Origin of the sequence: Streptomyces shenzhenensis, assembly GCF_021462265.1 — a bacterium.
GTDB classification, from domain to species: domain Bacteria; phylum Actinomycetota; class Actinomycetes; order Streptomycetales; family Streptomycetaceae; genus Streptomyces; species Streptomyces shenzhenensis.
In genome coordinates this window covers 88377-105753 of sequence record NZ_JAJONF010000010.1, presented here as the reverse complement: position 1 = coordinate 105753, position 17377 = coordinate 88377, and the positions used below count along the sequence as shown (strand labels likewise).

The following is a 17377-nucleotide window of genomic DNA, read 5'->3' as shown; positions in this document are numbered from 1 at the left end:
CGCCGGGTTCCTCCCCGGCCTGTTCGGCGAGACGGGGCCCTCTTCGGCGAGACGGGGCGGCCCTCTTCGGCGAGGCGGGCGGCGTGGCCGTCGTCGTGGCCGGGCATCCGGGCATCCGGGCCTTCGCGGGGGCGGGGGCGGTCGGACTCGTACCGTGTCCCGGAGCCGGAGCCGGAGCCGGAGCCGGAGCCGGAGCCGGAGCCGGAGCCGGAGCCGGAGCCGGAGCCGGTTCAGCGCGGGCTCTGGACCACCGAGAAGACCGCGCCCTCCGGGTCGGCCACCGTCGCGACCGGCCCGTGCATGCTGTCCCGGACCGGCTTCAGCGCCTGCCCGCCCAGCTCCGCGACCTCTCGCACGGTCGCGTCCACGTCGGCCACCTCGAAGTACGTCAGCCAGTGCGGTCCCCGCTCCCGGGGCAGCGAGAGTCCGACGCCGTGGATGCCGGCCACCGGGCGGCCCCCGACGTGCAGGGTCACGTAGTCGAAGGCGGCGGACACCACCGGCTCCTCCTCGTAACCGAACACCGCCTCGTAGAACTTGGCGACGCTCGACGTCTCGAAGGTGAGCAGCTCGTCCCAGACCGGGGTGCCGGGGACGCCCGTCAGGGGGGTGCTCAGGTGGGCCGAGGCCTGCCAGATACCGAACACCGCGCCCGACGGGTCGCAGGCGATGGCCATCCGCCCGGCCTCGGCCGCGTCCAGCGGCCCGACCCCCACCGTGCCCCCGCACAGCCGGGCCGTCTCCGCCGTCAGATCCACGTCGTCCGAGGCGAAATACGGTGTCCAGGCGATCGGCAGGCGCAGATCCGGCGGCAGCTGCCCGATGCCCGCGACCTCCCGGCCGCCGAGCAGGGCCCGCACATAGGGGCCGAGTTGCTGGGGTCCGGGCTCGAACTCCCAGCCGAACAGGGCTCCGTAGAACTCCTCGGTCGCGGTCAAGTCGTGCACCATCAGACTCACCCTGCAGGGGGTGCCGGGCGCGCGCCGAGCGTGTGTGTCGCCGTTCGGGCCGGCCGCTCCCCGTACCTCGGTCATCGTCACTCTCTCCTCGGCCCCTCGCGGTGGCCGTGTCGCTTCCGCTGTCCGGACCGGTTGTGCCGCAGCTGCGGACACGCTCCGTGCCGATGCTCGCACCCTCCGTGGCGCCTTGCGTCCAGGGCCGTGGAGCGGCTTCGCCGTGAGGATGCCTGGTCTGCCGTTTCTCATCCGTTTCCGGTGGATTGCCGACGAATGTCCATCGGCTGTACAGCAAGTGCCCGATCACGTACGCGTGGTGATCGAGCCTGTCCGGCCGAGCAGAGTAGTCGTACCTGGACGATGCGGCCACCCCTGGCGTAAGGATGGGGCCATGGAAGCCATCATCACCGCAACCGAACTCGCCGAGGACCTGGCCGGGCCGAACCCGCCCGTGCTGCTGGACGTCCGCTGGCAGCTGACCGCGCCCGGCACGCCGCCCTTCGACGGCCGCGCGGCCTACGCGGCGGGGCATCTGCCCGGCGCCGTCTATGTGCACCTGGACGGCGAACTCGCCTCGCCGCCCGGCGTGAACGGCCGGCATCCGCTGCCCGACCTGGCCGTCTTCGGCGCGGCGATGCGCCGCGCCGGGGTGTCGGCGGACCGGCCGGTCGTCGTCTACGACGGCGGACAGGGCTGGGCGGCGGCGCGTGCCTGGTGGCTGCTGCGCTGGACGGGTCACCCGGACGTGCGGGTCCTCGACGGCGGGTTGCCGTCCTGGCAGGGCGCTCTTTCGGCTGAGGTGACCGAGCCGGTCGAGGGTGACTTCGAACCGGCTCCGGGTGCGGGGCGGTTGCTCGACGCGGACGGGGCGGCCGCGCTGGCCCGCTCGGGTGTGCTGTTCGACGCCCGCGCGGGGGAGCGGTACCGGGGGGAGGTGGAGCCGATCGACCGGGTCGGCGGCCACATCCCGGGCGCGGTGTCCGCGCCGACCACCGAGAACGTCGGCCCGGACGGCCGCTTCCTGCCCGCCGCCGAACTCCGCGACCGCTTCAAGGGCCTGGGCGCCTCCGAGGGGGCGGAGGTGGGCGTGTACTGCGGCTCGGGCGTCTCCGGCGCCCACGAGGTGCTGGCGCTGGCCGTCGCGGGCATCGACGCGGCACTGTACGTCGGTTCGTGGTCGGAGTGGTCCGCCGACCCGTCCCGTCCGGTGGCGGTCGGCCCCGACCCGCAGTAGCGGCGGCCGCAGGGCAGTCGTACGTCATGCCGGGAGAGGGAGGCACGCACGCGTGCCTCCCTCTCCCGTATGAACCCGTATGAACCCGTATGAACTCGTACGGTCGTACGACCTGTTCTTAATCCTGCTTCTTGCGCCGTGTTCCGAAGACGATCTCGTCCCAGCTCGGCACCGCGGCCCGGCGGCCGGGGCGGACACCGTCGGCCTCGGCCTGGCGGTCGGTGGCGCCGATCAGCCGGTCGCGGTGGCTGCCGACGGAGCGGGGCATGAGGACGTCCGCGTAGGCCGAGCCGGCCGAGGCCGCCGGGGCCGGGGGCTCCTCCGCCGGTTCCGCGGCGGGCTCCTCCGGGATCTCCCCGGGGCGCTCCGGGACCACCATGTCGCCCCGGAAACTCGGCACCGCCTCCAGAAGGCTGGTCAGCGAGTCGCGTTCGCCGGCCGTCTCCTCGGCCGGTTCGGACGGCTGCGCGGGCAGGGCCGGCCGCTCACGGTCCCGGTCGCCGGAGCGGTCCAGCGAACGGTCGCGCGGCAGCCGCGCGATGCGCGGCACGAACGGAAAGCTGGGCTCCGGTACGGCGAGGTCGTCGGACTCGCCGATCAGCGAGCGCGCCTCGTCGTCGACCGCCTGGACGAGCCGCCGGGGCGGGTCGTAGGTCCAGCTCGCCGAGTGCGGTTCGCCCGCGACCCGGTAGACGAGCAGGACCTCCCAGGTGCCGTCGTCCCGGCGCCAGGAGTCCCACTGCACGGTGTCCTTCTCGGCACCGCGCAGCACCAGCCGCTCCTGCACGGCCTCGCCGAGCAGGGGACCGGAGTTCTCGCCGGGCCGGCGGACGGGCGTCTTGCGTGCCCGCTCGGCCATGAAGGCGCGCTCGGCCAGTACCGGACCCTCGAAGCGCCGCACCCGGTCGACGGGGATCCCGGCGAGCTGGGCGACCTCTTCGGCCGTCGCACCCGCTCGTATCCGCGCCTGGATGTCCCGGGGCCGGAGATGGCTCTCGACCTCGATCTCGATCTGGCCGAGCCGGGGCCGGTCGCCGCGCACGGCGGCACGGAGCCGTTCGTCGATCGGAAGGGTGTACTCCGTTGAGTCGGCAGCCTTGAGCACCAGCCGTGTGCCGTCATTGGAGACGGCCACGACACGCAGTTCGGGCATGGGGACCTCCCGGGTGGTGCCTGCCGACGTCACGTGCGTCGCTGCTTCCGCTAGTCGAGTGTGGCCTGCCCGGGTGCAGCCTGCCACAACCTTGCCGAGTTGCCCGGCGTGTCGGGCGCGGGCCCGGGATCGCCGTTATGGCACGGTTACCTATTCGCAACGCTAAGTGACCAACTCCGTCACCCTGTGCATCCAGCCCCCCTCCCGGCGGTCCTGCAAGGCCCCGGACGCCCTGGCGGGAGACCGGACCCAGGGCTCGCAACAGTACTCCATTCGGGCCACGTGCGTGGATTGGCGCGCCGCCCAACTTCTGGCAACAACCGTTGTTCGCTCGTAGTTTGCCCGCATCGGGCGATCTTGAACGTGGTGCACTTCACGCAATCGTCAGAAACGGAACCAATAGTTTCGTCCGTGCGTCCGCATTTTGTCCGGCTGGTCGAACAACTGCCGGGGGTGCAGGCGGGGTTCGGTGCGGCGACGGTCAGCGACGCGGTCGCCGGCGGCAGCACGCCGTCGAGGCCGCCCGGCTCCCCGGGCGCGGCCGCCGGCGGGGAGCGGAGTGCTGCCCCGCGCCGGACGGCTTCTCGGCTACTGCCCCAGAACCCTCCGCAGGTAGTCGTTCTGGAACAGCCGCTCCGGGTCGAGCCGGTCTCGCAGCGCGGTGAACTCGCCGAAGCGCGGGTATGCCTGGGCGAAGTAGTCCGCGTCGCGGGTGTGCACCTTGCCCCAGTGCGGGCGGCCCTCGTGGGCGGTGAGGATGCGCTCGGCGGCGGTGAAGTACGCCTGGTACGGCGTGCCCCGGAACATGTGTACGGCGATGTAGGCGCTGTCCCTGGCGGACGCGGTGGACAGGGCGATGTCGTCGGCGGGGGCGGTGCGGACCTCGACCGGGAAGTTGACCCTGAGATCGGAACGGTCGACCATCGCCTTCAGTTCCCGCAGCGTGTCCACCAGGGCCTCGCGCGGGACGGCGTACTCCATCTCCACGAAGCGCACCCGCCGCGGGGATGTGAAGACCTTGTACGGGATGTCCGTGTAGGTCCGCGAGGACAGCGCCGTGCTGGAGATCCGGGCGATCGTCGGTACGACGGCGGGCGCCGCGCGGCCGACCAACTGGGCGGCGTGGAAGACGCCGTTGGAGAGGAACTCGTCCTCGAACCAGCCTTTCAGCTGCCCCACCGGCTGTGGCGGCCCTGCGCTGCGGTTGTTGCGCTTGGTGTTGGTGCTGCCGGTGTGCGGGAACCAGTAGAACTCGAAGTGCTCGTTCTCGGCGCAGAGCTGGTCGAACTCGGCGAGCACCCGGTCCAGCGGCATCGGCTCCTCCCGCGCGGTCAGCAGGAAGAGCGGCTCCACCGCGAAGGTGATCGCGGTGACGATGCCCAGGGCACCGAGACCGACCCGCGCGGCCGCGAAGACCTCCGGATTCTCCTTCTCCGAGCAGGTGAGCACCGAGCCGTCGGCGATGACGAGTTCGAGCTCCTTGATCTGCGCGGCGAGCGAGGCGGACTCACGGCCGGTGCCGTGGGTGCCGGTGCTGGTGGCCCCGGAGACCGTCTGCTCCATGATGTCGCCCATGTTGGTCAGCGACAGGCCCTCGCGGGCCAGCGCCACATTGAGCCTCTTGAGCGGGGTACCGGCCTCGACCGTGACGGTCATGGTCTTGCGGTCGATCTTGCGGATACCGGTCAGCAGCTGAGGGCGGATCGAGACACCGTCGGTCGCGGCGATCGCGGTGAAGGAGTGGCCGCTGCCGACCGCCTTCACCTTCAGGCCGTCCTCCGCCGCCTGCCGTACGGCCGCCGCGAGTTCGTCGACGGAGGCGGGTGTGACCTCCCGCGCGGGGCGGACGGTGACATTCCCTCCCCAGTTACGCCACGTGCCGCTCTTCCCGCTCGCTGTGCTGCCCAACGGTGCCTCCCCGCCCCGTGACCGGCCGGCTGAGCCGGCGGTACCCGAGGAAACCGACCATGACCGCGACGGCCCCGGACGCGGCCGGAACCCCGTACCCGGCGCGGGCGCCGGCCGCGTCGATCACCAGGCCGGCGACCGAGGAGCCGAGCGCCACCCCGACCGCGAGGCCGGTGCTCACCCAGGTCATGCCCTCGGTGAGTTTCGCGCGAGGTACGTGCTTTTCGATGAGGGACATCGTCGTGATCATCGTCGGTGCGATGGACAGGCCCGCAACGAACAGCGCCACGGCCAGAAGCGGAAGGTTTCCGACCAGTAGGAGGGGGATCATACTCACGGCCATCGCACATACGCCCAGTAGCCACCGGCGTTCCGGTCTCCCCGCGAACCGCATGAGCCCGAAGACGGCTCCGGCCAGGCAGGAACCCGCCGCGTACAGCGCCAGGACGACGCTGGAGGCGCCCTTGTGGCCGCGTTCGTCGGCGAAGGCGACGGTCACCACGTCCACTGCCCCGAAGATGGCGCCGGTGGCCACGAAGGTCGCCACCAGCACCTGGAGGCCGGGCGCGCGCAGCGCCGAACCGCCGCCGTGGTGCCCGCGCGGGTGCGGCTCGGGCTCGGTGGCCCGCTGGGCGGTCAGCCAGAGGACGCCGGCGGCGAGGAAACCGCAGGCCAGCAGCGGACCCGCCTCCGGGAACCAGGTCGTGGACAGGCCGATGGAGAGGATCGGCCCGATGATGAAGCACACCTCGTCGACGACCGACTCGAACGAGTAGGCGGTGTGCAACTGCGGGGTGCCCCGGTAGAGGGCGGCCCAGCGGGCCCGGATCATCGCCCCCAGGCTCGGCACCGCGCCGATCCCCGCGGCGCACCCGAACAGCACCCAGTCCGGCCACCCGAAATGCGCCGCGAGCAGCAGCCCGGCCGCCGCGGCGAGCGCGAGCAGGGTCGCGGGACGCAGGACGCGGCGCTGGCCGTGCTGGTCGACCAGCCGGGACACCTGCGGCCCGATCGCCGCGGCGGACAGCGCGATGGTGGCCGACAGCGCGCCCGCGAGCCCGTACCGCCCGCTGAGCTGGGAGATCATCGTGACCACGCCGATGCCCATCATGGACAGCGGCATCCGGCCGACGAAACCCGCGGCGGAGAAGCCCTTGCTGCCGGGGGCGGCGAAGAGGGCGCGATAGGGGCTGGGCACGGGGATCTCCGACGGCTGTACGGGGTAAGGCGCGACTGCGCCTGATACAGCTTACGAGTGAGGTCACCCGAACGCACCCGTCGGGTACCGGGGATAAACCTCCCGAATCCGACTCTTCATCCTCCTGTTTCCGGACCGTCAGCGCCGGGTGGCAGGATCGGCTCATGTCAGACGCGCTCGATGCCACCCCCTACGACGCCCTGCTCCTGCTCTCCTTCGGCGGCCCGGAAGGCCCGGACGACGTGGTCCCGTTCCTGGAGAACGTGACCCGCGGGCGCGGTATCCCGAAGGAACGCCTCAAGGAGGTCGGGCAGCACTACTTCCTGTTCGGCGGGGTCAGCCCGATCAACGGCCAGAACCGCGCCCTGCTGGACGCCCTGCGCAAGGACTTCGCCGAGCACGGCCTGGACCTGCCGGTCTACTGGGGCAACCGCAACTGGGCGCCGTACCTGACGGACACCCTGCGCGAGATGGTCGCCGACGGCCGCCGCCGCGTCCTGGTGCTCGCCACCAGCGCCTACGCCTCCTACTCGGGCTGCCGCCAGTACCGCGAGAACCTCGCCGACTCGCTGGCCGCGCTGGAGTCCGAAGGCCTCGAACTCCCGAAGATCGACAAGCTGCGGCACTACTTCAACCACCCCGGCTTCGTCGAACCGATGATCGACGGAGTGCTGGCGTCCCTCGCCGACCTCCCCGAGAGCGTCCGCGCGGGCGCCCACATCGCCTTCACCACCCACTCCATCCCGACCGCGAGCGCCGACACCTCGGGGCCGGCCGAGACACACGGCGAGGGCGGCGCGTACGTCGAGGAGCACCTGGACGTGGCGGAGCTGATCGCCGCCGCGGTCCGCGAGCGCACCGGCGTCGACCACCCCTGGCGGCTCGTCTACCAGTCCCGCTCCGGCGCCCCGGGCATCCCCTGGCTGGAGCCCGACATCTGCGACCACCTGGCGGAGCTGCACGGCGCCGGGGTCCCGGCCGTCGTGATGGCCCCCATCGGCTTCGTCTCCGACCACATGGAGGTCCTCTACGACCTCGACACGGAGGCCACGGCCAAGGCCGCGGAGCTGGGTCTGCCGGTACGCAGGGCCGCGACCGTCGGGGACGACCCGCGGTTCGCCGCCGCGATCCGTGACCTGGTCCTGGAGCGCGCGGCCGTCGAGAACGGGCGGCAGGTCACGCCGTGCGCCCTGGGCACGCTCGGCGCGAGCCACAACCTCTGCCCGGCCGGCTGCTGCCCGGCCCGCGCCCCCCGCCCCGCCGCGGCCGGCGCCGACAGCCCCTACGCGTGAGGAGCCCCGTGACCGACGCCCCGTACACGGACCTGCTGGAGCTCGCCCGGGAAGCGGCCGCCCGCGCGGGCGAGCTGCTGCGGGACGGCCGCCCGGCCGACCTCGCCGTGGCCCGGACCAAGTCCAGCCCGATCGACGTCGTCACCGAGATGGACATCGCGGCGGAGAAGCTGATCACCGACCTGATCGCCGGGCACCGTCCGGACGACGGCTTCCTCGGCGAGGAGGGCGCCGCCACGGAGGGCACGAGCGGCGTCCGCTGGGTGATCGACCCGCTCGACGGCACGGTCAACTACCTGTACGGGCTGCCGACCTGGGCGGTCTCCATCGCGGCCGAGCAGGACGGGGAGACCGTGGTCGGCGTCGTGGCGGCGCCGATGCGCGGCGAGACGTACCACGCGGTGCGCGGCGGCGGGGCCTGGGCGACGGGGGCGTGGGACGGCGAGCGCGAGCTGCGCTGCCGCCCGGCGCCGCCGCTGGAGCAGGCGCTGGTGTCGACCGGCTTCAACTACGTCTCCGGCGTCCGCGCCCACCAGGCCGAGGTCGCGGCCCGGCTGATCCCGCTGCTCCGCGACATACGGCGCAGCGGGTCGGCGGCGGTCGACCTGTGCGACGTGGCCTGTGGCCGGCTGGACGGGTACTACGAGCGCGGCCTCAACGCCTGGGACTGGGGCGCGGGCGACCTCATCGCCCGCGAGGCCGGCGCCCGCACGGGTGGCCGCCCCGGAGAAGCCCTCTCCCGCGATCTGGCGGTCGCCGGCACCCCCGGCGTCTTCGAGCCCCTCCAGCGCCTCCTGGAGGACTTCGGAGCCTGGCACGACTGAGGGACACCGCACGCCGGGGCCGGGGCCGGGGCCGGGGCCGGGGCTGAGGCGGGCACGGCACCGCCGGTCATCGCCGTGGCGGCCGGGCGCCGTCGCGGCGGGAAGAGTGTCGGCGGTGCGGGAGCCCGGTTCGGCTGTGGGGGAGTGGTCGCGGGCGGTCTGGCCGGCAGGGCGCGGCCGGTCACCGTCGTGGTGGCCGGGCGTCGTCGCGGTGGGGAGAGTGTCGGCGGTGCGGGTCCCGGTTCGGTCGCCGTGGGCGGTCTGGCCGGCGGCTTCGGGCATTGATCCCCGAGGGGTGCGGGCACCTTTGGCCGGGATTCCGGGCGCGGTCGTTTCGAGCGGTGGGTGCGCTCTCGCGGAAAAGTCCCGCGCCGTGGCCGGGTGAGGCAGGAATCGAACGCTGTTGCGCTGGGAAAGGATCAGGCACGAGCGGGGCCCCGGCGCTGGATTCGCCGGGGCCCTGCTCTCGCGGTGCTGTGCTGCTGCGCTGCGGGACTGTCAGACGCTGGTCGCGCCGACTTCCACACCGTGTTCGGCTGCGAGGCGGCGCAGGTCGTCGAGCTCGGCCTGTTCCACTTCGACGAGGAAGTCGTCACCCTCGTCACGAGCCCTCGTGAGGTCGGACTCGGTCGCCTTTATGCGCTGCAGAAGTCCTGCGGTGAATGCGTCCATGCTGCGCCCCCTCGTCCTGGGTCGTGGGTCGGTGGCACGGGGGTGTGCCGTCGGGAAGGGGCGATCACGTCTCTCGCGGGTGCCCAGCGCTGCCGTGCCGGGCGGCGACGGTGCCGGACACCCCCATCGTCCACTCTGCTGTAGCGGCGGTGTACGTACCGCATGGTGCTGCGGCACATGCAGAGCGTGATCGCGGGGTGTACATGCCGTCCTCCCCCCGCTCTCCTCCGTGGAAACCTCAACCGCAGGAGAAAATCCCGCATTCCCGCCCCACCGCCTCCGATCCCGCTGTGCGGCCCCCCGTCTTACTGCCGACTTATGGCCGAAAAGGGCAGGATGGAGGTCACACACCCATGAAGACCCCTGCCCGCGGGCGCCGGTGCGCGCTACGCGAGTGGACAGAGGAAGGACAAGCGACGTGCGCGTACTCGTCGTCGAGGACGAGCAACTGCTCGCCGATGCGGTGGCCACCGGACTGCGCCGGGAGGCCATGGCCGTCGACGTCGTGTACGACGGTGCGGCCGCCCTGGAGCGCATCGGCGTCAACGACTACGACGTGGTCGTTCTCGACCGTGACCTCCCCCTCGTGCACGGCGACGACGTCTGCCGCAAGATCGTCGAGCTCGGAATGCCCACCCGCGTGCTGATGCTGACCGCGTCCGGTGACGTCAGCGACCGCGTGGAGGGCCTGGAGATCGGCGCCGACGACTACCTTCCCAAGCCCTTCGCGTTCAGCGAGCTCATCGCGCGCGTGCGCGCCCTCGGCCGGCGTACCAGCGTGCCGCTGCCGCCCGTCCTGGAGCGGGCCGGCATCAAGCTCGACCCGAACCGCCGCGAGGTCTTCCGTGACGGCAAGGAGGTCCAGCTCGCGCCGAAGGAGTTCGCGGTGCTGGAGGTGCTGATGCGCAGCGAGGGCGCGGTGGTCTCCGCCGAGCAGCTCCTCGAGAAGGCGTGGGACGAGAACACCGACCCCTTCACCAACGTCGTGCGGGTGACCGTGATGACCCTGCGCCGCAAACTGGGCGAGCCCCCGGTGATCGTCACCGTCCCCGGCTCGGGTTACCGGATCTGATGACCGTGGCCACCACTCCCGCACCCCCGCAGGCGCCTCCCAAGCCCACCTGGGACCCCAGAAGGCCGCAGCCGGTCTTCCCGTGGCTGCGCCCGACCATCCGGATACGGCTCACCCTCCTGTACGGCGGCATGTTCCTGATCGCCGGCATCCTGCTGCTGTCGATCATCTACCTGCTCGCCGCCCAGGCGATCAGCACCGGCAACCAGCCGCTTTTCAAGATCGTCAAGTTCCAGGAACTTCAGGTCTCCAGCGACAACTGCCCCGCGATCAACATGGCCAGCACGGCCAACTCGGTGCCGCTGCAGGACTTCAACAACGCGATCGCGCAGTGCGTCGACCACCAGCGCCAGGCGGCCCTCGACGACCTGCTCAGCCGCTCGCTCCTCGCCCTGCTGGGTCTCGCCGTGATCGCCTTCGCGTTCGGTTACGCGATGGCCGGCCGGGTGCTCTCCCCGCTCGGCCGGATCACCCGCACCGCCCGCGCGGTGGCCGGCTCGGACCTCTCCCGCCGGATCGAGCTGGACGGCCCGGACGACGAGCTCAAGGAGCTCGCGGACACCTTCGACGACATGCTGGAGCGGCTGCAGCGGGCCTTCACCGCCCAGCAGCGCTTCGTCGGCAACGCCTCGCACGAGCTGCGCACGCCCCTGGCGATCAACCGTACGCTCCTGGAGGTGCACCTCTCGGACCCGGACGCGCCCGTGGAGCTGCAGCAGCTCGGCAGGACCCTGCTGGCCACCAACGAGCGCAGCGAGCAGCTCGTGGAGGGCCTGCTGCTGCTCGCCCGCAGCGACAACCAGATCGTCGAGCGCAAACCGGTCGACCTGGCCGAGGTGGCCTCCCAGGCCGTCGACCAGGTGCAGGCGGAGGCGGAGGCCAAGGGTGTGACGATCCGGGGCGTGCGCAAGCCGGCCGTGGTCCAGGGCAACGGCGTGCTGCTGGAGCGGATCGCCCTGAACCTGGTGCAGAACGCGGTGCGCTACAACGTGCCCGAGGACGGCTGGGTGGAGGTCGACACGGACATCCAGCACGGGCAGGCGGTGCTGTGCGTCGCGAACACCGGGCCGGTGGTGCCGGCGTACGAGATCGACAACCTCTTCGAGCCCTTCAGACGGCTCCGTACCGAGCGCACGGGCAGCGACAAGGGGGTGGGCCTGGGTTTGTCCATCGCGCGGTCCGTGGCCCGGGCGCACGGCGGGCACATCGCGGCCCAGCCCAGGGAGGGCGGCGGACTCGTGATGAGGGTCACGCTGCCGGTCTGATGCCGTTACAAGATCGCGACACACGCGGGGGATGTTCGCTTTGCGCTGAATTTTCCAACGGCGCGGCACATTCCCCTCTGTGTGATCGATCACAAGGGCGGATTTCAGGCCATCTACTCTCCGTGATCATGGCTGGGGGAATAAAGCCCGGAAAATCCCTGTTTTCAGGGGTCTTGATCACGGGAAGTACAGGGTGAGGCGCCTTTGAAGTGCCGCGACAGAACCGTGTACGGTCCCCATCGCCATTCAACCCGATCACTCTTGAGGGGTCCGGTTGGGTGTCGATTGAGTAACAGACCTTGATGTGAGGCAAAATCTCCGCCTCAGGTCGGGCACAAGTCCGGCCTCTCACGCGTTACGTGCGCTGGAGACACCGCAGACACCCAGAGGGGGAGAGCGACAAATGGCAACCGATTACGACACTCCACGCAAGACCGACGACGACGTCGACTCGGACAGCCTTGAAGAGCTGAAGGCCAGGAGGAACGACAAGTCGACATCCTCGGTGGACGTCGACGAGTTCGAGGCCGCCGAAGGCCTGGAGCTGCCCGGCGCGGACCTCTCGAACGAGGAGCTGGCCGTCCGGGTGCTGCCCAAGCAGCAGGACGAGTTCACCTGCATGAGCTGCTTCCTGGTGCACCACCGCAGCCAGCTGGCCCGCGAGAAGAACGGTCAGCCGATCTGCCGCGACTGCGACTGAGGAAGGGTCGGGCATGACTGGCTCGACCCCACCTCGGAAGCGCCGTCTCCCCTTCCAGGGAGCGGACTCGGGGCTGTCGAACGGCCCAGGCGCGCATGACGACGACGAGCGGGGCTCATCCGATCCGGGAGCCTCGCTCGAACCGGCGGCCGGCCGGGGCGACCTCCCGGCGCCGGTGGATCAGCCTGCGCCCGTCGGCAAGACGGACGTCCCCCCGCTCGAACGGATTCGAGAGTGGGGGAAGGTCGCGGTCATCCGTGACAAGGCTGTGGACATGGCCCGCGAAGGCGCCCGTAGGGGCGGCAGCCGGGCGAAAGCGGGGCTGGCGTACCTCGCGGACCGGATCATCGAGATCGCCCCGCGTGTCCCCGTACGCGACCTCGCGACCCTGCGAGGGCACTTCCCGGGCCTCGGGCCCGAGCAGCTCGCCGACAAGCTGGTGGCGGGCGCGGCGGCCGCGACCTCGGCGGTCGGGGCCGGTGTCGGGGCGGCGGCGATGCTGCCGGTGCCGCCGGCGATGCCGACCGAGCTGGCCGCGGAGATCACCGGGGTCGCGGCGATCGAGCTGAAGATGATCGCCGAGCTCCACGAGGTGTACGGCGTGCGGCCGCCGGGGAACCTGAAGGCCCGCAGCACCGCGTATCTGTCCTCCTGGTCGGGGGAGCGCGGGATCGACGTGATGAAGCCGTCGACGATCAACACGGCCCTCGGCGGCCAGGTGAAGCGCAACCTGCGCCAGCAGATCATGAAGCGGGTGGTGCGGGACCTGCCCAACCTGATGCCGTTCATGGTGGGCGCCGCGGTGGGGGCCGTCATGAACCGCCGGGACACCAGAAGACTCGCGGCACGGATCCGGGCGGACCTGAGGAAGATCCAGGTGCCCTGGGAGGCGCTGCCTCAGCTGCCGCCGCTGGAGGAGCCGGCCGAACCCCTGCCGATCGCGGAGCTCCCGGAGGAGTTCGGGGGCTGACGGCGTCCCGGGTGCGCGGCCGGTTCGGCACCGCGGGGCCCGGCATTCGTGGCGCGGCGCCGTCACGGCGGAGAACAGGCCTGGCGCCGGAGAACCGGCCGAGCGGCGGAGAGAAGAGACCGGCGAGAGAAGAGACCGGCGAGAGAAGAGACCGGCGGCGGAGCAGCGACCGGCGACCGAGGTGCTACGCCTTCGTGCTGCTCTTCGCCGCCTCGATCGCCGCGGCCAGCGCCTCCGGCTCCCGGGTCGACAGGTACAGGTACGGCGTCGGGTCCTCGGGATCCGTGACCTCCACGCGCAGGGCCCTCGGGATGTAGGAGCGCAGCAGCAGGAAGGCGCGGACGTCGGCCTTGTAGGTGCGCCAGGCGCGCGCCTCCTCCGGGTCCAGGATCTCCGACGGGCCCAGGGCGGACACCGGGATCTTCGCCTCGCCGGCGATCAACGAGTCGCCTACCACGCGGATGCGCGGGGAGCCGTACGAGCTGGCCATCACGGCCGCCGCCGCGGTGCCGCCGACCAGGCCGCCCAGCATCGGCAGGGTGCCGAACGGCAGCAGTATCAGAGCGAACGAGACGCCCACGAGAAAGCTGATGAACCACCACGACCGGGGGGCGGTGAGGCGTTCTTCGTACGGGGTGGCGGAGAGCTGCATGGAGCCAAGCTTGGCACGGTGTCCTGATTCACCGGACGCGCGGGTAAGGTCTGCGGCTGTGAGTCGTAGTTCCGCAGCTCTTCAGCCTCCCGCCGGTGCCCGGAAACCGGAGCGGCACCCCGACGCGCCCGCGCCCGGCGAGCTCATCGGTGCACACTACGAACACTGTTTCGGGTGTGGCCATGAGCAGCCCCACGGCCTGCACCTGGAGGCACGGGCCGGCGAGGGGGTCTCCATCACCGCCGAGTTCACCGTGCGCCCGGCCCACCAGGGCGCCCCGGGCCTCGCGCACGGCGGCGTGCTCGCCACCGCCCTCGACGAGACGCTGGGCTCGCTCAACTGGCTGCTGCGGAAGATCGCCGTGACGGGGCGCCTGGAGACCGATTTCGTGCGGCCCGTGCCCGTCGGCACCACGCTCCACCTGGAGGCGGAGGTGGTGGCCGTGGCCGGCCGGAAGATCTACTCGACCGCCATCGGACGCGTGGACGGCCCCGAGGGACCCGTCGCGGTCCGCGCCGACGCCCTCTTCGTCGAGGTCCCGGTGGAGCACTTCGTCGATCACGGCCGGGAGGAAGAGATCCAGGCCGCCATGAAGGACCCCGACCAGGTCCGGCGGGCCCGCGCCTTCGAGGTGAATCCGTGAACCCCGGAATCCCGGTCGCCCCGGCCCGTCCGCCGGCCCCGCTCGGCGTCCTCGTCCGCCGCGTCGATCCGGACGTGCCGCTTCCGGCGTACGAGCACCCCGGTGACGCGGGAGCCGATCTCCGTACCACCGAGGCGTGCGAGCTGAAGCCCGGTGAACGGGCCGTACTGCCCACGGGAGTGTCGATCGCCCTCCCGGAGGGGTACGCGGCCTTCGTGCACCCTCGTTCGGGGCTCGCCGCCCGGTGCGGTGTGGCCCTCGTGAATGCCCCAGGGACGATTGATGCCGGGTACCGTGGGGAGATCAAGGTGATCGTGGTGAACCTCGACCCGCGCGAGCCGGTGCGGTTCGAGCGCTTCGACCGGATCGCCCAACTGGTCGTCCAGCAGGTCGAGAGGGTCCGCTTCCAGGAGGTGGCGGAACTTCCCGGCTCGGCGCGGGCCGAAGGGGGCTTCGGGTCCACCGGCGGTCATGCCGCGGTGGGCGACGCGAGCGGCACAAGCGGTCAGGCCGCCGAGGGCGGTCGGACGGGTGGGAATCGATACGCTTCGGTCGTATCCGACCGGGAAGGACAGTGACGTGTTCGGACGTCGCAAGAAGAAGGGTGCCGCCGAGGACGCGGCCGGCGAGGCCGAGCAGGTCGTCGACAGCGTCGACACCGAGGCGGACGGGGAAGAAGGCGAGCGCGAGCGCGTTCGTCTGGAGCCGGAGCCCCGGCCCGACGGGCCGTGGGACGACACCGAGGTGCGCGAGCCCGGCGAGGGCCGGGTGGACCTGGGCGGTCTGTTCGTGCCCGGCGTGGACGGCATGGAGCTGCGGGTCGAGGTCGCGGGAGACGCGATCGTCGCGGCGACCGTCGTGCTGCGCGACAGCGCCATCCAGCTGCAGGCCTTCGCCGCGCCCAAGCGCGAGGGCATCTGGGGCGAGGTGCGCGAGGAGATCGCGACCGGCATCACCCAGCAGGGCGGCATCGTCGACGAGGTCGAGGGTCCGCTGGGCTGGGAGCTGCGCGCCCAGGTGCCGGTGCAGCTGCCGGACGGCACGGGCGGCTTCCAGGTCGTGCGGTTCGTCGGTGTGGACGGTCCGCGCTGGTTCCTGCGCGGTGTGATCTCCGGGCAGGGCGCGGTGCAGCCGCAGGCGGCCGGGCTCCTGGAGCAGATCTTCCGGGACACCGTGGTGGTCCGTGGCGAGGGCCCGATGGCGCCCCGCGACCCGATCGTCCTGAAGCTGCCCAACGACGCCCAGATGGTTCCCGAGGGCGTCCAGCAGGAGGAGTCCTCGCGCTTCTCCGGCGGCATGGGCCAGCTCCAGCGCGGACCGGAGATCACCGAGGTCCGGTAGGAGAGCAGGCAAGGCGACAAGGGCCGCATCCCGCGCGGGATGCGGCCCTTTCACATGCGCTCGGGGTCCCGTGTGAACGGCTCTCCCTTACTTCACACCTTGACGGAAGGCTGGTCCGTACCTACGGTCTCGGATCAACGCCTATGTTCACAGAGGCGCTCCAAGTTCACATACGAGAACGTACGAGAACGGAGTCGCTGTGCGTCGCATCCCCCTGCTCGCGGCCGCGGGAGCCCTGCTCCTGGGCGCCCTCACCGCCCCCGCCGCCCACTCCGCCCCCACCACCTTCGTGCACCCCGGCGTCACCGTCTCCAAGGCACAGCTGGACTTCGCCCGCACCGAGGTGCTGGCCGGCGCCCAGCCCTGGAAGGCGGCCTACGACCAGATGATGGCGAGCAAGTACGCCGACCTGAACCGCACGCCGACCCCCTGGGCGACGGTCGAGTGCGGCTCGTACTCGAACCCGAACTACGGCTGCACCGACGAGCGCGAGGACGCGATCGCCGCCTACACCGACGCCCTCGCCTGGTATGTCACCAAGGACGCCCGCTACGCCCAGAAGGCCATCCAGATCATGGACGCCTGGTCGGTCACGATCACCGGTCACACCAACAGCAACGCGCCCCTGCAGACCGGCTGGGCGGGCTCCACCTGGCCCAAGGCCGCCGAGATCATCAGGTACACGTACACCGGCACCTGGGCGAACGAGGCCCGCTTCGCCACCATGCTGCGCGACGTCTACCTGCCCACCGTCATCAAGGGCTCCAACTCCAACGGCAACTGGGAGCTGACGATGATGGAGGCCGCCGTCGGCATCTCCGTCTTCCTGGAGGACAGGGCGTCGTACGACACGGCCATGGCGAAGTTCCGCACCCGCACGGCCGCTTACGTCTACCTGGCCTCCGACGGTTCGGTGCCGAAGACCGTGCCCAGCCAGAACCTGGACACCACCGCCAAGATCGTCTCCTACTGGCAGGGCCAGTCCACCTTCGTCACCGGCCTCACCCAGGAGACCTGCCGGGACTTCACGCACACCGGGTACGGCATCTCCTCGATCTCGCACGTCGCCGAGACCAGCCGGATCCAGGGCGAGGACCTCTACGGCACGGACGTCGGCGAGCGGCTGCGGCAGGCGCTCGGCTTCCAGTCCAAGTACCAGCTGGGCACCGCCGTCCCCGGCTGGCTCTGCGGCGGCTCCCTGAACCTGGGGCTCGGGCCGGTCACCGAGGTCGGCTACAACGCCCTCCACAACCGCCTCGGCATCGCCATGACCAACACCCAGACGCTCACCCTGGGCAACCGCCCCGCGGGCACCAACAACCTCTTCGTCGCCTGGGAGACCCTCACGCACGGCGACAACCCCAACTGAACGGACGGGAACGCCACGGGCGCCGGAGCCACGGCACCGGCGCCCGTCAGAGTTGCGTCAAGGATGCCCGCTGCCGGGGGTTCCCGCACCGCCGGCCCGGATCGCTCGCCGTAAGGTCGTCGCTGCGT

The 17377-nt window shown here is 71.5% G+C and carries 17 protein-coding genes; 11 read left to right on the top strand and 6 right to left on the bottom strand.

Translation table 11 applies throughout. The features are described from left to right. Positions 1 to 230 precede the first annotated feature (230 nt). Positions 231 to 1034 (bottom strand): VOC family protein, encoded by an 804-nt coding sequence (locus LQ326_RS15930; protein ID WP_234537072.1) that lies wholly within the window; start codon positions 1032 to 1034, stop codon positions 231 to 233. A 313-nt stretch (positions 1035 to 1347) separates the two neighbouring features. Between LQ326_RS15930 and LQ326_RS15925 the strand changes: the two genes are divergently transcribed. Then, positions 1348 to 2190 (top strand): sulfurtransferase, encoded by an 843-nt coding sequence (locus tag LQ326_RS15925; protein WP_234537067.1) that lies wholly within the window; start codon positions 1348 to 1350, stop codon positions 2188 to 2190. A gap of 118 nt (positions 2191 to 2308) precedes the next feature. Here the strand turns inward: LQ326_RS15925 and sepH are convergent, their stop codons facing one another. The 3 genes from sepH to LQ326_RS15910 all read right to left on the bottom strand — a co-directional run bounded on the left by sepH (position 2309) and on the right by LQ326_RS15910 (position 6449). Then, positions 2309 to 3343 carry a septation protein SepH gene (gene sepH / locus LQ326_RS15920; protein ID WP_234537063.1) on the bottom strand — a complete coding sequence of 345 codons (1035 nt, stop codon included), beginning with the start codon at positions 3341 to 3343 and terminating at the stop codon, positions 2309 to 2311. Positions 3344 to 3931: 588 nt separating this feature from the next. After that, complete coding sequence (locus LQ326_RS15915; RefSeq protein ID WP_234537060.1) at positions 3932 to 5251, bottom strand: D-arabinono-1,4-lactone oxidase; 1320 nt, start codon at positions 5249 to 5251, stop codon at positions 3932 to 3934. Continuing rightward, positions 5211 to 6449, bottom strand: coding sequence for an MFS transporter (locus tag LQ326_RS15910; RefSeq protein ID WP_234537058.1), 1239 nt, complete (start codon positions 6447 to 6449; stop codon positions 5211 to 5213). The genes LQ326_RS15915 and LQ326_RS15910 overlap by 41 nt, the downstream gene beginning before the upstream one ends. A 164-nt stretch (positions 6450 to 6613) precedes the next feature. On the opposite strand from LQ326_RS15910, the gene LQ326_RS15905 reads away from it, so the two are divergent. Both LQ326_RS15905 and LQ326_RS15900 read left to right on the top strand, forming a co-directional pair. Next, entirely contained in the window at positions 6614 to 7741 is a 1128-nt protein-coding gene (locus LQ326_RS15905) for a ferrochelatase (RefSeq protein ID WP_234537055.1), read from the top strand. Between the two features lie 8 nt (positions 7742 to 7749). Beyond that, positions 7750 to 8565, top strand: a complete 816-nt coding sequence (locus LQ326_RS15900; RefSeq protein ID WP_234537052.1) for an inositol monophosphatase family protein — start codon at positions 7750 to 7752, stop codon at positions 8563 to 8565. Between the two features lie 498 nt (positions 8566 to 9063). Here the strand turns inward: LQ326_RS15900 and LQ326_RS15895 are convergent, their stop codons facing one another. After that, complete coding sequence (locus LQ326_RS15895; protein WP_181802767.1) at positions 9064 to 9237, bottom strand: hypothetical protein; 174 nt, start codon at positions 9235 to 9237, stop codon at positions 9064 to 9066. Between the two features lie 418 nt (positions 9238 to 9655). Between LQ326_RS15895 and LQ326_RS15890 the strand changes: the two genes are divergently transcribed. From LQ326_RS15890 to LQ326_RS15875, 4 genes are all read left to right on the top strand, one after another. Next, positions 9656 to 10309: a response regulator transcription factor gene (locus LQ326_RS15890; RefSeq protein WP_003993508.1), complete on the top strand. Its 654-nt coding sequence runs from the start codon at positions 9656 to 9658 to the stop codon at positions 10307 to 10309. 5 nt (positions 10310 to 10314) lie between these two features. Next, positions 10315 to 11574 (top strand): sensor histidine kinase, encoded by a 1260-nt coding sequence (locus tag LQ326_RS15885; protein WP_234537324.1) that lies wholly within the window; start codon positions 10315 to 10317, stop codon positions 11572 to 11574. Positions 11575 to 11977: 403 nt separating this feature from the next. Beyond that, the gene (locus LQ326_RS15880) at positions 11978 to 12274 is read left to right on the top strand and encodes a DUF4193 domain-containing protein (protein ID WP_003997302.1); all 297 of its coding nucleotides are present in this window, start codon (positions 11978 to 11980) and stop codon (positions 12272 to 12274) included. Positions 12275 to 12287: 13 nt separating this feature from the next. Beyond that, entirely contained in the window at positions 12288 to 13244 is a 957-nt protein-coding gene (locus LQ326_RS15875) for a hypothetical protein (RefSeq protein ID WP_234537050.1), read from the top strand. Between the two features lie 184 nt (positions 13245 to 13428). On the opposite strand, the gene LQ326_RS15870 is transcribed toward LQ326_RS15875, so the two are convergent. Continuing rightward, the gene (locus tag LQ326_RS15870; protein ID WP_234537046.1) at positions 13429 to 13896 is read right to left on the bottom strand and encodes a DUF3093 domain-containing protein; all 468 of its coding nucleotides are present in this window, start codon (positions 13894 to 13896) and stop codon (positions 13429 to 13431) included. A 58-nt stretch (positions 13897 to 13954) separates the two neighbouring features. Between LQ326_RS15870 and LQ326_RS15865 the strand changes: the two genes are divergently transcribed. From LQ326_RS15865 to LQ326_RS15850, 4 genes are all read left to right on the top strand, one after another. Beyond that, the gene (locus LQ326_RS15865; protein ID WP_234537045.1) at positions 13955 to 14539 is read left to right on the top strand and encodes a PaaI family thioesterase; all 585 of its coding nucleotides are present in this window, start codon (positions 13955 to 13957) and stop codon (positions 14537 to 14539) included. After that, positions 14536 to 15117: a dUTP diphosphatase gene (gene dut, locus LQ326_RS15860; RefSeq protein ID WP_234537043.1), complete on the top strand. Its 582-nt coding sequence runs from the start codon at positions 14536 to 14538 to the stop codon at positions 15115 to 15117. The genes LQ326_RS15865 and dut overlap by 4 nt, the downstream gene beginning before the upstream one ends. Before the next feature lies 1 nt (position 15118). After that, positions 15119 to 15880: a DUF3710 domain-containing protein gene (locus tag LQ326_RS15855; RefSeq protein ID WP_181802763.1), complete on the top strand. Its 762-nt coding sequence runs from the start codon at positions 15119 to 15121 to the stop codon at positions 15878 to 15880. 199 nt (positions 15881 to 16079) lie between these two features. After that, positions 16080 to 17249, top strand: a complete 1170-nt coding sequence (locus tag LQ326_RS15850; protein WP_372496860.1) for an alginate lyase family protein — start codon at positions 16080 to 16082, stop codon at positions 17247 to 17249. Positions 17250 to 17377 lie beyond the last annotated feature (128 nt).